The following is a 14,029-nucleotide window of genomic DNA, read 5'->3' as shown; positions in this document are numbered from 1 at the left end:
CTGCGGGTCGGCCTGGGCGCCGGTTCACCACCGCGTCGACCGTCCCGTGTGGGCCAGCAGCTGCGTGGCCGGCGTCGCCCAGTCCGAGACCTCGACCGGCGGGCCGAAGCGGAACGGCCGGTCAGCCTCCGTGACGTGGTCACGCGCGACGGACCACAGGTCCATGGCCAGGCCTGACGGGATCGACCTCGGCCGACCGATCGCCTCCGCGACGTCCCAGCCGTGCAGGGTGATCTCGAGCGCGCCGACGGCTCCGAGCAGCTCTCGGGGCAGGCTCAGCTCCCCCAGCTCGACAGCTCCGTCGCGCTCCGGGTGCCAGTGGCTCAGCAGACCCCTGGCCCGGAGGCAGATGCTGTCGAGCAGGTCGGCACCCTCGCTCGGCGCCTCGGTCGGCACCAGGCTGAGCGAGGTGGCCTGCGCCGCAGCCGCCATCGCCTCCAGCGAGTCGTCCATGTGGCCCAGCAGGTCACGCAGCCGCCACCCTTGGCACGGTGTCGGTCGGTCGAGGTCGGCCTCGGTCACCTGGACCAGGCTGGCGCGGGTGTAGGCGATGGCCCGCTCGAGCAGCTCGACTGCACTGGGCGGCCGGATCTGACCGGTCGCGGTGGGCATCGTCGACCTCACGCGGGACCGGAGTGGTCTGCCGGGAGCGTGGCCGGCAGACCGAACGTCTCGAACAGCGCCTGGTCGAAGAAGGCGGCCACGTGGCTGACCTTGCCCGCAGCGTCGAGGGTCAGGACCTGCAGGTGGAACGGGGCGAACGTGCCGTCGGGCTGGCGCATGTAGAGGCCGAACGCGGGTTGCCCGTTGGCGCTGGTCGCCACCATGGGCATGTCGTGGACACCGCCGGGGCACTGACTGTCGATCAGCCGCCCGATGTTCTCGGCACCGACGTACCAGCCGGTGAACGGCGGCATCTCCCAGACGGCGTCGCGCGTCAGCATCCCGACGATGGCGTTGATGTCCTTGTCCCAGAAGGCCTTCACATAGCGCTCGAGCATCTCCTGCTGCTGTGGGTCGAGGTCGGCCTCCACCTCGTCCTGGGAGACGTTGGCCTTGGCGAGCTGGGCATGAGCCCGCTGCAGCGCGCTGTTGACCGCGGCTTCGCTCGTCTCGAGCGCCTCGGCGACCTCGGAGGCCTTCCACCGCAGCACGTCGCGAAGGATCAGCACGGCACGCTGGCGGGCCGGCAGGTGCTGGAGGGCTGCGACGAAGGCCAGCCGGATGCTCTCGCGCTGCGCGACGATCGCAGCCGGGTCGGACGACTCCCCTGCCACCATCGGGTCGGGCGCCGGCTCGAGCCACGACACCTCAGTGGACTCGACGAGCTGGTCCCCGGCGTTGCTCGACGGCGTCCCCAGGCCCGCAGGCAGCGGCCGGCGGTTCTTGCCCTCGAGCGCGGTGAGGCAGACGTTCGTGGCGATCCGGTAGAGCCAGGTCCGCACCGAGGACCGGCCCTCGAAGGCGGCATAGGCCCGCCACGCCCGCAGGTAGGTCTCCTGGACGAGGTCCTCCGCATCGTGGATCGACCCGGTCATGCGGTAGCAGTGGGCCGTGAGCTCGCGCCTGAAGCCGTCCGTGGCCTCGGGAAAGTCCGCCACTTCGGCCCGTTCGCGCACCTCGGTCATCAGGTCCTCCTCCGGTCGTCCAACCATCATGTCCACCCTAGGCACACAGGTGCCACATCAAGACAGACCGGCCGAGCCCGAAAAACTCATCGGTGGATAACAAACTGTCTCCGATTCACCGGGTCCGCTCGCTATGACCGGCCCCGCTGCCTAGGGTCGATGACCGTGACACGACGCGGGCTGGGTCTGGGGTTGGGTGCAGCGGGAACGCTGCTCCTCGCTGCCTGGGTGTCCGCCGCCGGCCCTGTGGGCGTGTTCGCGCGGCAGGACTTCTCCGGCACGGAGGCAAAGGAGCCCGGCGAGGAATACGGGCCCGGACCGATCTTGTCGGCCACCAACCAAGGCCTCAAACGGGCCGATGTCCGCGCCAGCGACCCAGTGCTGGTCAGCCTGGTCAGCTTCGCCATGAAGGTGGTGCTGGCCGTGGTGGTCATCGTCGTCCTCGTGGCCATCGGCAGGGCGCTGCGCGACCGGTGGGCGACGCGTGAGGTCGACACCGGTAAGCAGGAGGCCGTGGACGTGCTCCCCGAAGCCCTGCTCGAAGGGGCGCTCGAGGGCGAACAGCTCCTCGCCCGCGGCACCCCCGCCAACGCCGTCATCGCCGCGTGGGTGGCCCTCGAGGACGCCGTGAGGAGCGCAGGAGTGCGCGACGACGACTCGCGCACGTCGGCTGAGCTGGTCACGAGCGTGCTGCGTTCCTACCGCGTGGACCGGACACCGCTGGACACCTTGGCCGCGCTGTACCGCGAGGCGCGGTTCTCCAGCCACCCCGTCGCCGAGGAGCAGCGGGCCACCGCCCGCGATGCCCTCCTCCAGGTGCAAGCCGACCTGCGCCGCACCGTCTCCCTGATGGCCCAGGCCCGGGCCGCCACGGCCGACCGGACCAGGGCTTCGTCCCGGTGATCCGTCGCCTCGTCGGCCTGGCGCCGGCCCAGCTGCTCCTCGTCGTCCTCGCCGGCTGCGTGGCCGTGGGTGCGCTCGTCGTGTCCGTGCCCGTGCTCGGCAATGCCGGGATGCTGCTGGCCTCCGCCAGCCTGCTCGCGGCCCTCGGCATCCTCGCCCAGTGGCTGTGGCAGTCACGACAGTCGACCGACTGGGACAACACCTTCACGGAGTCCGCCCCACCAAGAGGTGCCGACTCCCGGATCAGCCGGCTGGCCGTCGACCTGCGCGACACCGCCACGGGCAACCCCGTGTCCGCCACCCGCATCCACGCTGCCCTGACCGGCCTCGCCGTCGAGCGGCTGCGGGACCGTCGCGGCCTGACCGGCACCGACGAGAGCCGGGCCGCGCTCGGACCCGACCTCACGGCATACCTCGCCGGCCCCCCGACCACCCGCGTCACCGCCGCCCAGCTCGCGGCGTTCATCACCACCCTGGAGGAGCTCTAAGTGACCCTGACCCTCGACGAGGTCGCCGCCCGCGCGACCGCCATCCTCACCGAGGTCGAACGCGCCGTCGTCGGCAAGCGGCAGAGCCTGGAGATCGTGCTGTCCGGCATCCTCGCCGGCGGCCACGTGCTGATGGAGGACTTCCCCGGGCTCGGCAAGACGCTGGCCGCACGGTCGTTCGCGCAGGCGTTGGGGCTGGACTTCGCGCGGGCCCAGTTCACACCAGACCTGCTCCCCAGCGACCTGACCGGGTCGTTCCTCTACGACCAGCGGACCCACGAGTTCACCTTCCGCAAGGGACCGCTGTTCACCGGGCTGCTGCTGGCCGACGAGATCAACCGGACGCCCCCGAAGACCCAGTCCGCCCTGCTCGAGGCGATGCAGGAGGGACAGGTCACCGTCGAGGGCGAGACCTTCGCGCTGCCCAAGCCGTTCCATGTGCTGGCGACCGCGAATCCCGTTGAGTACGAAGGGACTTACCCACTGCCGGAGGCGCAGCTCGACCGGTTCCTGCTGCGGGTGAGCTTCGGCTACCCCAGCGCCGCCGACGAGTGGGAGGTGCTGCAGCGACGGATGGCGCGCCAGCAGGAGGCCCAGGTGGTCGCCAGCGTGACGGACGGCGCCGGGCTCATCGAGATGCAGCAGGCGGTCGAGACGGTGACCGTCGACGAGGGGGTCGGCCAGTACTGCGTGCGGCTGGTCGCCGCGACGCGCACCCACCAGAACCTGCTGATGGGTGCCTCGCCTCGCGCCTCGCTCGCCCTCCTGCTCACCTCGAGGGCGTATGCCGTGCTGCGCGGCCGCGACTACGTCACCCCGGAAGACGTCAAGGCCGTGGCGCACGCCTGCCTCGACCACCGCGTCACCGTGCGACCCGAACTGTGGATGAACGACGTCTCGGCGGCAAGTGTCGTCGACAGCGTGCTCTCGTCCGTGCCCACCCCCGCTGCCACGTCAGGCGGCCCGCGGACCGGTTTCGAGCGTCCATGACAGCTGCCCCCGGGCAACGGCTGGAGGCGCGCTGGCGAGTGACGTCGGCGCACATCCGCGCTGTGCTCCTCGGCCTGCTGTTCGTCGGTGCAGGCGTCGTGCTGCGACGACCCGATGCCTTGGTGCTCGGAGCACCCCTGCTCCTCGTGGGGCTGTGGGCGACGGCCACGAGGCCCACCGCGTCACCGGTGGTCCGTGCCGCGATCGCGCATCCCGTGCTGCGCGAGGGACAGGCCACCAGGTGGGTCGCGACGATCACGCCCGGGCCTGGCGTCGAGGAGGCGGGCTTGGTCCTGCTGCCCACGCCGTACACGCTGTTCACGCCCGGGCTGCGTGCAGCCGCAACCGCATTCGCGCCTGGCGCCGGCGCACCGACCACGCTCGAGATCATCTGTCAGAGCACTCGCTGGGGTCTGCGCCCGCTGGGACCTGCGACGGTTGCCGTGAGCGGGGCGTTCGGCGGCTTCCGGTGGGAGCCGCAGTCGGTGTCCCTGCCGGCGATCCCGACGGTGCCCCTGCCCGACACCTTCACCGCCCGCGTGCCTGTCCCCCGTCCCGACGGTCTGGTCGGACAGAACCGGTCGCACCACCAGGGCAGCGGTGGCGAGCTCGACCAGATCCGCCCGTTCCGCTTCGGCGACCGACTGCGCCGTGTGCACTGGCCGGTGTCGGTGCGCACCGGTGAGCTGCACGTCACCGCGACGCACGCCGACCAGGACAGTGAGATCCTGCTGCTCGTCGACGCCATGAACGACATCGGGCAGAGCGAGGGTGTCGGGGGTTCGACCAGCAGCCTGGACAACGCGGTTCGTGCAGCGGGGGCCATCGCCGAGCACTACCTGCGGACCGGCGACCGGGTCGGGCTGCTCGTCCTCGGCGCCCGGGACCTGCCGCACGTCAAGGCCGCCGCCGGAAGCAACCACCTGAGGCGCCTGCTGGACCTCCTGGCCAGGGTCAGGGTCGCCGACGGCACGGTCAGCGACGAGAAGCGGCTGCGCTCCCAGCTGCGCCACCACGTCTCCGCGGGAACCCTCGCCGTCATCCTCACACCGGCCATCTCCCCCGAGGTGCTGGCCCATGCGGTCGCCCTGTCGCGCCGCGGGATCTCGGTGGTCACCGTCGACACCTTGCCGTCCGACCTCGCCACCCCGGACATCCCGCTGGCCGGGCTCGCACAGCTGTCGTCCGCCGCCGACGACCATCCCGATGAGACCCGGCTGGCTTGGCGGCTCCGGCTCCTCGAGCGCAACCGGGAGATGACCCGGGCCCGTCAGGCCGGCGTGCCGATCGTCCCGTGGGCCGGACCCGGGACCCTCGACCTTGTGCTCCGTGACCTGGGCCGCAGGTCCCGTGCGCCCCGGGTGGTGAGTCGCTGATGTCCCGTTCCCAGTTCGTGCTCCGTGGCATCCTCGTCACCGCCTCGCTCACCCTGCTGGTGCTGACGCTGGCCGCCTCGCCGCACCCGATCATCGTGGCCGCCGTGGTCCTCCTGGCGCTGACCGTCTACGCCGCGATCGAACCTGACTCGGTGTTCGTGACGGTGCTGCTGGGGGGTCACGTCCTGCACTGGCTGTCCGCCGTGCCCGTCCCGGCCGACACTGCTGCCTGGGTCGGACTTCTGGTCGCAGCCTGGGCGGGACTGGTCCTGCACCTCACCGCGAGCCTCGCGGCCAGCTTGCCCGGACAGGTGCCAGTGCCGCGCCTCAGCCTGCGGCGCTGGACGCGTCGTGGCGCCCTCGTGGCCGCCGTGACGGTGCCCGTCTGGGCCGTGGCGATGCTGTCCGGCCAGGAGGCGGTGAAGGGCGAGGTGTCGCTGACGTATGCCGCGATCGCAGCAGTCGCGTTGCTCACCTTCAGCGTCTGGCTGCTCAGCCGCGAGGACCGCCCCCGCCCCTGACCCAGCCCGTCCCGACTTGTTGCCACCTGCGCGTCACCAGACCCCGGAATCGGCAGACCCGTGACCACCTGCCGGCAACAAGTCGCGTGCCCGGCGGACCGTACGGTGACGTGACGACGCGGACACGCGGCATACCGATGCATGCGTGAGGGGCCGCCCACCGGAGTGGACGGCCCCTCACGAGGTGACTGCTGGTGAAGCGCTCGCTCAGGCCGAGCGCTTGCGGGTGCGCTTGGGCTCTTCGTCGCGACGGACGATGGTCGGTAGCACGTTGTCGAGGACGACCTCGCGGGTGACGACCACGCGGGAGATGCCCTCGTCGCTGGGGACGTCGAACATCACCGGCATGAGCACCTCCTCCATGATCGCGCGCAGGCCACGGGCGCCAGTGCCGCGCTTGAGGGCCTGGTCCGCGATGGCCTCGAGGGCGTCGTCGGTGAACTCGAGCTCGACGTTGTCGATCTCGAACATCTTCTTGTACTGCTTGACCAGGGCATTGCGCGGCTTGGACAGGATCGTCACGAGCGACTCCTGGTCCAGCGGGCTGACCGTGGTGATGACCGGGAGGCGGCCGATGAACTCGGGGATGAGCCCGAACTTCATCAGGTCCTCGGGCATCACCTCGTGGATCGAGTCGGCCAGGTCCTTGGGCGTGTGCAGCTCGGAGCCGAAGCCCAGCCCCTTCTTGCCGTTGCGCGACTCGATGAGCTTCTCGAGACCGGCGAACGCGCCACCCACGATGAACAGGACGTTCGTCGTGTCGATCTGGATGAACTCCTGGTGCGGGTGCTTGCGACCACCCTGGGGCGGGACCGACGCGGTCGTGCCCTCGAGGATCTTGAGCAACGCCTGCTGGACGCCCTCCCCGGAGACGTCACGGGTGATCGACGGGTTCTCCGACTTGCGGGCGATCTTGTCGACCTCGTCGATGTAGATGATGCCCGTCTCGGCCTTCTTGACGTCGTAGTCAGCGGCCTGGATGAGCTTGAGGAGGATGTTCTCGACGTCCTCGCCGACATAGCCGGCCTCGGTCAGGGCCGTGGCGTCGGCGATGGCGAACGGGACGTTGAGCATCTTGGCCAGGGTCTGCGCGAGGTAGGTCTTGCCACACCCGGTCGGCCCGATCAGCAGGATGTTGGACTTGGCGATGTCGACGGACTCGGCGTCCTTCTTGCCGGAGCCCGCCTCGCCTGCCTGGATCCGCTTGTAGTGGTTGTAGACCGCGACCGCGAGGGACCGCTTGGCGACGTCCTGGCCGATCACGTAGTTCTCGAGGAACTCGAAGATCTCGCGCGGCTTGGGCAGCTCGTCCAGGCCCAGCTCGGAGGACTCGGCGAGCTCCTCCTCGATGATCTCGTTGCACAGGTCGATGCACTCGTCACAGATGTAGACGCCGGGACCGGCGATGAGCTTCTTGACCTGCTTCTGGCTCTTGCCGCAGAACGAGCACTTCAGCAGGTCGCCGCTCTCTCCCATGCGTGCCACGCGAAGTCCTCCGGTCTGTCTGACGAATCTGCCTGACGGTGCACCGTCCATCGCGGACGAGCAACGCTCCGACGCTACAGCGCGAAGGACCGCCTTCGCTCCATTGAAACCGCCGAGTCGGCCGTTCGTCGCCCTTGTCCGCTGAGGGCGGACAACACGCCGCTCGCCCCCCGAGTGCCTGTCCCAGCCCGGTCGACGACCACGAAGGACCACACGACGAGCAGGCCTGGGTGCGAGGGAGCCCGACGAGTTTGAAGGATCGTGGGCGCCCTGGGCCGCACGGTCCTTCAAACTCGCGGGCACATGGTGCCACCACGCAGGTATGCCGCCCGCTCTGGGTGAGCGGGCGGCATACCGGACGGTGCGGGTCGGGGACGAGCCCCGGTGAGGGTCAGTCCTCGAGGGTGCCCTTGCGGGAGGCGAGGACCTCGTCGATGAGGCCGTACTCCTTGGCCTCCTGCGCCGAGAGGATCTTGTCGCGCTCGATGTCGTTGCGAACCTGCTCGGGCGTGCGACCGGAGTGCTGTGCCCACGTCTCCTCGAGCCAGGTGCGCATGCGGAGCACCTCGTTGGCCTGGATCTCGATGTCCGACGCCTGTCCACCCATGCCGCCCTCGAGGGCGGGCTGGTGGATGAGGATCCGGGCGTTGGGCAGGGCGAACCGCTTGCCCTTGGCTCCGGCCGACAGCAGCACAGCGGCGGCCGAGGCGGCCTGGCCGATGACGAACGTCTGCACGTCGGGCCGGATGTACTGCATCGTGTCGTAGATCGCGGCCATCGCGGTGAACGAGCCACCGGGGCTGTTGATGTACATCAGGATGTCGCGGTCGGGGTCCTGGGACTCCAGCACGATCAACTGGGCGATGACGTCGTCCGCGGACGCGTCGTCGACCTGCACGCCGAGGAAGATGATGCGGTCCTCGAACAGCTTGGTGTAGGGGTCCAGCCGCTTCATGCCGTAGGAGGTGCGCTCCTCGAACTGGGGCAGGATGTAACGGCTCGACGGGCTGGCGTAGCCGGCGGGCACGTGCAGGCCACCCTGGCGGCCGCCGTGCATGGAGGGGTTGATGTTCGCGTTCATGTCTCGATCCCTCACTTGTCCCCGGTGACCGGGTTGTCGTCGCTGGCGCCCCGGCCACCGGCCTGGGCGGCGCTGCTGAACACGTGGTCGACGAAGCCGTACTCCTTGGCCTCCTCGGCGCTGAACCAGCGGTCGCGGTCGGAGTCCTTCTCGATCTGTTCCTTGGTCTGACCGGTGTGCTCGGCGATCAGCTCGGCCATCTGCTTCTTGACGTAGAGCATCTGCTCGGCCTGGATCTTGATGTCGGAGGCCGTGCCACCGATGCCACCGGACGGCTGGTGCATCATCACGCGGGCGTGCGGCGTGGCGTAGCGCTTGCCGTGGGTGCCGGCGGAGAGCAGGAACTGCCCCATCGAGGCGGCCATGCCCATCGCGACCGTGGCCACGTCGTTCGGGATCCACTTCATCGTGTCGTAGATCGCCATGCCCGCGGAGATGGAGCCACCGGGGCTGTTGATGTAGAGCCAGATGTCCTTGCTCGGGTCCTCGGCGGCGAGCAGCAACAGCTGGGCGCAGATCGCGTTCGCGTTGTCGTCGCGGACGTCGGAGCCGAGGAAGATGATCCGCTCCTTGAGCAGACGGTTGTAGATGTGGTCGTCCAGACCACCCTGCGGGCCCTCGCCCGCGGCGACAATCTCGTTCACCATGTCTCCATCACTTGAGGTCCTTGCCTGTCAGTGACCCTAACGCGGTCATGGTGTGCGGAAGTCCCCGATCCGCTCCATGTTCGCCCTGAGCGCACAGCGCTCAAGGTGAGCCGCCCGGCGAAGGCGGCTCAGCCCGGTCGGCGGGCCAGCTCCCGGGTGGCCGGGATGACCAGCATCGCCAGCGCCACCATGACGGTGACCGCCATCAGGGCTCGGAGCACGGTGAAGTGGTCGCCGAGGAAGCCGAGCAGCGGCGGGCCTGCGATGAAGGCGGTGTAGCCGATCGTGGCGACGACCGACATCCGCGCCGCGGCGCGGGCGGGGTCGTCGGCCGAGGCACTCATGCCGACGGGGAAGCCCAGCGACGCCCCCACGCCCCACACGGCGGTGCCGAGGTAGGCCAGCCATGCGGGGCCGAAGATGACCATGAGCGAGCCGACGGCGGCCATCGCGAAGGTGACCCGCAGCACCGGGACCCGGCCATAGGTGTCGAGCAGCCGCGTGCCGACCAGGCGCCCGAGGGTCATGAAGGACAGGAACGCCGCGAAGGCGAGCACTCCGGCCCAGGCGGGGACGTCGTGTCCCTCGACGAAGCCGACCGAGATCCAGTCGTTGGCGGTGCCCTCGGTGAACGCGGCCGCGAGGACGACCAGCCCGATCATCAGCGTGCGGGGCTCCAACCAGGCCGACTTGGGCGTGGTCCCAGCGGACGCCGCAGCCTCCTGCTCCTCCGCGTCCGAGACCTCCGCATCGCGGGGCAGGAAGGACCGCAAGGCCCACACACCGAGCACGGCGGAGATGACGATCGCGATGGCGAAGTGCACCAGCAGCGGCATGTGCCCCCAGGACATCCCCGCGCCGATCAGGGCGCTGAGCACGGTGCCACCAGAGAACGCGGCGTGGAAGTGCGGCATGACGGTCTTGCCCAGCAGCCGCTCGACGGCGGCGCCCTCGAGGTTCATCGCGACGTCCCAGACACCGACGCCCATGCCGAGCAGGTAGAGACCGACCGCCATCACCCAGCGCGACTCGAACAGGTCGACGGCCGCCGCGATCACGACCAGGCCGGCGAACCCGAAGACCATGCCGAGCTGGATGGTCCGGGAGGCACCCAACCGGCTTGCGAGGCGACCAGCGGAGGGCAGCGCCGTCAGCGAGCCGGCCGACGCGGCGAACAGGGTGAGCCCCAGCTCGCCGGCGGTGAGTCCCAGCGAGGCCTTGCTGTCCGCGATCCGCGACGCGAAGGTCGCGAACGCGACACCTGCGAGCGCAAAGACGATGAAGACGGCGATGCGTGCCCGGGTGGCGCGGGCCAGGACGGTCGCGGAGGGGGTGGTTGGGGTCGTGGTCGGCGCGGTCTGCGGGGTTGCCGGGGAGGCGGCCTCAGTGGCTTCAGGGGTGGTGTCGGGGGTGGCGGGCTGGGTCACTGACGGGCTCTCTCGGGACGCTTCTTGAGTGATCGAATCGATTCTATCGAATCGATTCGATAGTGTCTCCCCCATGAGTCGCCCTCGTCAACCTCGACCGACCCTGCGCGCCGTCGCGCAGGCCGCCGGGGTGTCGACGTCGACGGCGTCGCTCGCCTTCAGCGGCAAGGGCCCCGTCGCCGCCGAAACCGTGGCCCGGGTGCGCGCGGCTGCAGAGCAGCTCGGGTATGCCGGCCCGGACCCCCTCGCGTCGTCCCTGCGGCACGGGCGCTCGGGCGTGGTGGGCGTGGTCGTCGAGGGACGGCTGCTGCACGCCTTCCGCGACCCGTTCGCGGTGAGCGTCCTCGACGGGCTGTCCCAGGTGCTCGACGAGATCCCCGCCGGCATGCTCCTGATCGCCCAGCCTGCCGGCGCCCCCGAGCGCGCCATCACCCAGCTCTCGGCGACCGCCCTGGATGCGGTCGTCTTCTCGCTGTGCGGCCCCGACACGAACCCTGCGGTCGACCACCTGGCCGCCCGCGGCATACCGATGCTCGGGGACGGCGCACCCGCCGACCCCCGCATCGCGCACCTGGCCCTGGACAACCGCGGCGCCACGGTCCGGCTCGGGCGGCACCTGACCGGGCTGGGACACCGGCGCGTGGCGCACCTGATGATGCCGCTGCGGCACGACTCCCCCACCGGGCTCGCCACCCTGGACGACCTGGCGGGAGCAGAGTTCTCGGACACGAGGGACAGGGCGCAGGGGTTCCTGGACGTCTTCGGTCCCGGTGCCGGTGGGGGCGACGAGCCGCCCCAACTCGCGCAGACCTCCATCCCCGACGTCGAGCAGGGAGCCATGGCGGCCCGGCTGCTCCTCGACGTGCCTGTCGCCCAGCGGCCCACGGCGATCGTGGCCCAGTCCGACCTGCTGGCCATGGGCGTGATCCGGGCTGCGGACGACCTCGGGCTGAGCGTGCCGGACGACCTCAGCGTCACCGGTTTCGACGGGGTGGAGCTGCCGTGGTTCTCCGGGACGCTGACCACGATCGACCAGCACGGCCTCGCCAAGGGGCGGCTGATGGGCGAGATGCTTCGTCAGCTGCTGGACGGCGAGCGCCCCGACGACGCCGTCCAGCCGACCGACCTGAGGATCGGGACGACGACGGCGACGGCGCCGACTCCCTGACGGCGTCAGTGCGCCGGAACGGCCTCCGGTGTGACGAGCGAGGTGCCGCGCGGCAGGTGCGCCATGGCGGACGCAAGCGATGACCCCAGGGCGGCACCACCTGGTGACGAGCCGGCCAGGGTCTGGGCCCCGGACAGCACCTCGTAGCTGGCCGGATAGACGTCCAGCCGGCCGGCCGCGTCGAACAGCGCGTTGGCGGTGCCCTTGTTGTTGTAGCCGTTGAAGATGTTGCCGACCGCGAGAGGTGCGACGACGCCGTTCGACACCACCTCACCGATACCCGCGTTGACGTTGCTCGTCGGGGGCCTCGTCGTCCCGGGCTCGAAGAAAGTCATGTAGGTCGGGGCCGTGGGTGCGACGACGGTGGCGTTGCCGACCACCGCCCAGGTGTCGTAGGTCGCTGCCGGGCTCGGGGCAAAGACCTGTCGGGTGGTGCCGGCAGCCCAGGTCGAGGCGCCAAGTCCCTTGCGGCTGTCCAGGATCCGGGTCGGGCTGGCCAGTGGTGTGAACCGCAGGGCGTTGGGGTGACCCGTCTCGGTGTAGACACCGACGATGTCGATGACGAAGTGCACCGCGGCCGTGCTCGCGCCGTTGTAGAGCGCGAAGCCCGGCCCGTAGTCGTTTCCGCGCTGGGTGAAGTAGGCCGGGGCGATGACCGTGTTGGACGCGGTCTTGCCCTTCGCGAAGTTGACCGTCGACGCATTCGGCGGGTCGCCGTAGCCACTCCAGGCGGTGAGGTAGCCAGGACCTGTCGCGCTCGTCGCGGTCACGTTCAGGGCGTACGCGCGAAGCTCGCCGAGGTTGGCCGACTCGGGGTACTTCCAGTCGATGTCGACGTAGTAGCCCGGCTTGAGCCGACCGAAACCACTTCGGCTGTCGATGATTCGCTGCGCCATGGTGAGGTGGTAGTCACCGCCGACTGCGAGGGCACCGTCGTTGCTCTTGTTGTAGTAGCCGAGGACGTCCGCGATGACGTGCGTCGAACCGGTGTTGTTGTACACCGTCACATATCCCGAGGCATCAGGGCGAACCGTCACCGTGTTGCCACCCGTGTAGCCACGCGGAGCGTTGAGGCTGGACGCAGTCGGGCGTGGTTTGTCCCCCGGGTAGGCCGTGAGGTAAGTGGCCGCCGTCGTCCCTGCAGCAGTGAGCGTGAGCACCACGGCCTGCACTCGACTGGGCGTGGGCACGGTGTCACCGGTCACCTTGAACTTCAGGGTCCGTCGGGCGCCGAGCACTCCCTTGGTGCCCCCGAGCCCCGATCGCGTGTCCAGCGCGCGCCGCGACGTGATGGGCTGGTAGGTCCCCTCGGCGTGGTGCTGGCCGCTGACCTCCACATGAGTTCCGTACCACCTGGTGTCCGCGCCCACGAGGACGACCAGCTGGTCGACGGTTCCGCTGTCGGAGCGTGGGGCCGGGGCCACGGTGACCGTGCAGGTCTGGCCATCGGCCAGGGTCTTGCCCTTGCAGGTCTGCGCGGTGATGACCAGCCACGGGGTGTCCGAGCCCAGGAGCATGAGGTCCGCCACCTCGATGGGAGCGGAGCCGCGCGCGGTCATGGTGATCGTCTTGGCCGGACCGACCCGGCCGATGGTGGCGTAGGAAAAGGTGAGGGCGCTCGTCCCCGTCAGACCGCTGTAGGGGACGGACGAGTTGTACCGGAACTGTCCGATCGTGGGTGTGCTGTTCGCGTCCTCACAGGTGCCTGACCAATCCAGGGCCAGCGACGTGATGTCGCCAGCACCGTCACGCGTCACCTCGATGACGCTGACCGTGCCGCCGCGCAACCAACAGGTGCCTCCCGTGGGGCTGGCCACATTGACGTAGGCCTCCATCCCGCCGCTGGTCTGGCTGGTCATGGGCACCCTCGTGCCGGCCACCCAGGACGTCCCCTCCTTCGGTGAGACGGACGCTGTGTACGAGTTTCCGTCACCATCGGTGGCACCCAGCTGGATCAGATCGCCCTGGAACTTGGTCGCCGTCACAGTGCCGACGCGTGAGTCCAGGACGGTGTTGCCACCTCCGCCCGACGCCAGAGTCGCCGCGGTGTAGGGGGCTGTGGGTGCCACCGACGAGGTTGCCGGTGCTGCACCGGACGCAGCCGGTCCCGCTGCCGACCCGGTGGCCGCCACCGAAGCCACGACCATGGTGCACAACACGGACACCACCACTGCTCGAGCGAGTACGCGCACTGCTCCCCCTGTCCGGCCCCCGGCCGACTCCCTGACCTGCATTACTGAGTCCGTCACCGGCACCGTCACCGCGTGGACTGTGCTGCCTTCGGTCACGACCAGGGCACCGGTCGTGACCGAAGG

13 protein-coding genes are annotated in these 14,029 nt (G+C 69.9%); 6 read left to right on the top strand and 7 right to left on the bottom strand.

The genetic code is table 11. The features are described 5' to 3' along the window. Positions 1–24 precede the first annotated feature (24 nt). Positions 25–612, bottom strand: coding sequence for a TIGR03086 family metal-binding protein (locus EAH86_RS03085; RefSeq protein WP_140737114.1), 588 nt, complete (start codon positions 610–612; stop codon positions 25–27). 8 nt (positions 613–620) lie between these two features. After that, positions 621–1,658, bottom strand: coding sequence for a sigma-70 family RNA polymerase sigma factor (locus EAH86_RS03080; protein ID WP_241668155.1), 1,038 nt, complete (start codon positions 1,656–1,658; stop codon positions 621–623). A 129-nt stretch (positions 1,659–1,787) separates the two neighbouring features. Between EAH86_RS03080 and EAH86_RS03075 the strand changes: the two genes are divergently transcribed. Genes EAH86_RS03075 through EAH86_RS03055 form a run of 5 tightly spaced genes read left to right on the top strand, consistent with a single transcriptional unit; the run spans position 1,788 to position 5,906 of the window. Further along, positions 1,788–2,531, top strand: a complete 744-nt coding sequence (locus EAH86_RS03075; protein ID WP_140737113.1) for a DUF4129 domain-containing protein — start codon at positions 1,788–1,790, stop codon at positions 2,529–2,531. Beyond that, positions 2,528–3,019: a hypothetical protein gene (locus EAH86_RS03070; protein ID WP_140737112.1), complete on the top strand. Its 492-nt coding sequence runs from the start codon at positions 2,528–2,530 to the stop codon at positions 3,017–3,019. The genes EAH86_RS03075 and EAH86_RS03070 overlap by 4 nt, the downstream gene beginning before the upstream one ends. After that, positions 3,020–4,009: an AAA family ATPase gene (locus tag EAH86_RS03065; RefSeq protein ID WP_140737111.1), complete on the top strand. Its 990-nt coding sequence runs from the start codon at positions 3,020–3,022 to the stop codon at positions 4,007–4,009. Beyond that, entirely contained in the window at positions 4,006–5,385 is a 1,380-nt protein-coding gene (locus tag EAH86_RS03060; protein WP_140737110.1) for a DUF58 domain-containing protein, read from the top strand. The genes EAH86_RS03065 and EAH86_RS03060 overlap by 4 nt, the downstream gene beginning before the upstream one ends. Then, positions 5,385–5,906 (top strand): hypothetical protein, encoded by a 522-nt coding sequence (locus tag EAH86_RS03055; RefSeq protein WP_140737109.1) that lies wholly within the window; start codon positions 5,385–5,387, stop codon positions 5,904–5,906. The genes EAH86_RS03060 and EAH86_RS03055 overlap by 1 nt, the downstream gene beginning before the upstream one ends. A 207-nt stretch (positions 5,907–6,113) precedes the next feature. On the opposite strand, the gene clpX is transcribed toward EAH86_RS03055, so the two are convergent. The 4 genes from clpX to EAH86_RS03035 all read right to left on the bottom strand — a co-directional run bounded on the left by clpX (position 6,114) and on the right by EAH86_RS03035 (position 10,546). Then, a complete protein-coding gene (gene clpX, locus EAH86_RS03050; protein ID WP_140737108.1) occupies positions 6,114–7,391 on the bottom strand; it encodes an ATP-dependent Clp protease ATP-binding subunit ClpX in 1,278 nt (425 codons plus the stop codon). 391 nt (positions 7,392–7,782) lie between these two features. Further along, the gene (locus EAH86_RS03045; RefSeq protein ID WP_277752318.1) at positions 7,783–8,448 is read right to left on the bottom strand and encodes an ATP-dependent Clp protease proteolytic subunit; all 666 of its coding nucleotides are present in this window, start codon (positions 8,446–8,448) and stop codon (positions 7,783–7,785) included. Between the two features lie 35 nt (positions 8,449–8,483). Further along, positions 8,484–9,119: an ATP-dependent Clp protease proteolytic subunit gene (locus EAH86_RS03040; protein WP_140737106.1), complete on the bottom strand. Its 636-nt coding sequence runs from the start codon at positions 9,117–9,119 to the stop codon at positions 8,484–8,486. Positions 9,120–9,247: 128 nt separating this feature from the next. Continuing rightward, a complete protein-coding gene (locus EAH86_RS03035; RefSeq protein ID WP_241668154.1) occupies positions 9,248–10,546 on the bottom strand; it encodes an MFS transporter in 1,299 nt (432 codons plus the stop codon). Positions 10,547–10,619: 73 nt separating this feature from the next. Between EAH86_RS03035 and EAH86_RS03030 the strand changes: the two genes are divergently transcribed. Further along, positions 10,620–11,714: a substrate-binding domain-containing protein gene (locus EAH86_RS03030; RefSeq protein WP_140737105.1), complete on the top strand. Its 1,095-nt coding sequence runs from the start codon at positions 10,620–10,622 to the stop codon at positions 11,712–11,714. Between the two features lie 5 nt (positions 11,715–11,719). Here EAH86_RS03030 and EAH86_RS03025 read toward each other — a convergent pair whose 3' ends face one another. Next, positions 11,720–13,906 carry a hypothetical protein gene (locus EAH86_RS03025; RefSeq protein ID WP_140737104.1) on the bottom strand — a complete coding sequence of 729 codons (2,187 nt, stop codon included), beginning with the start codon at positions 13,904–13,906 and terminating at the stop codon, positions 11,720–11,722. Positions 13,907–14,029: the final 123 nt, after the last annotated feature.

The organism is Pedococcus bigeumensis (assembly GCF_006438965.1).
Lineage (GTDB): Bacteria > Actinomycetota > Actinomycetes > Actinomycetales > Dermatophilaceae > Pedococcus > Pedococcus bigeumensis_A.
Note: the sequence above shows the minus strand (reverse complement) of the source record. Positions and strands in the feature narration are given on the sequence as shown.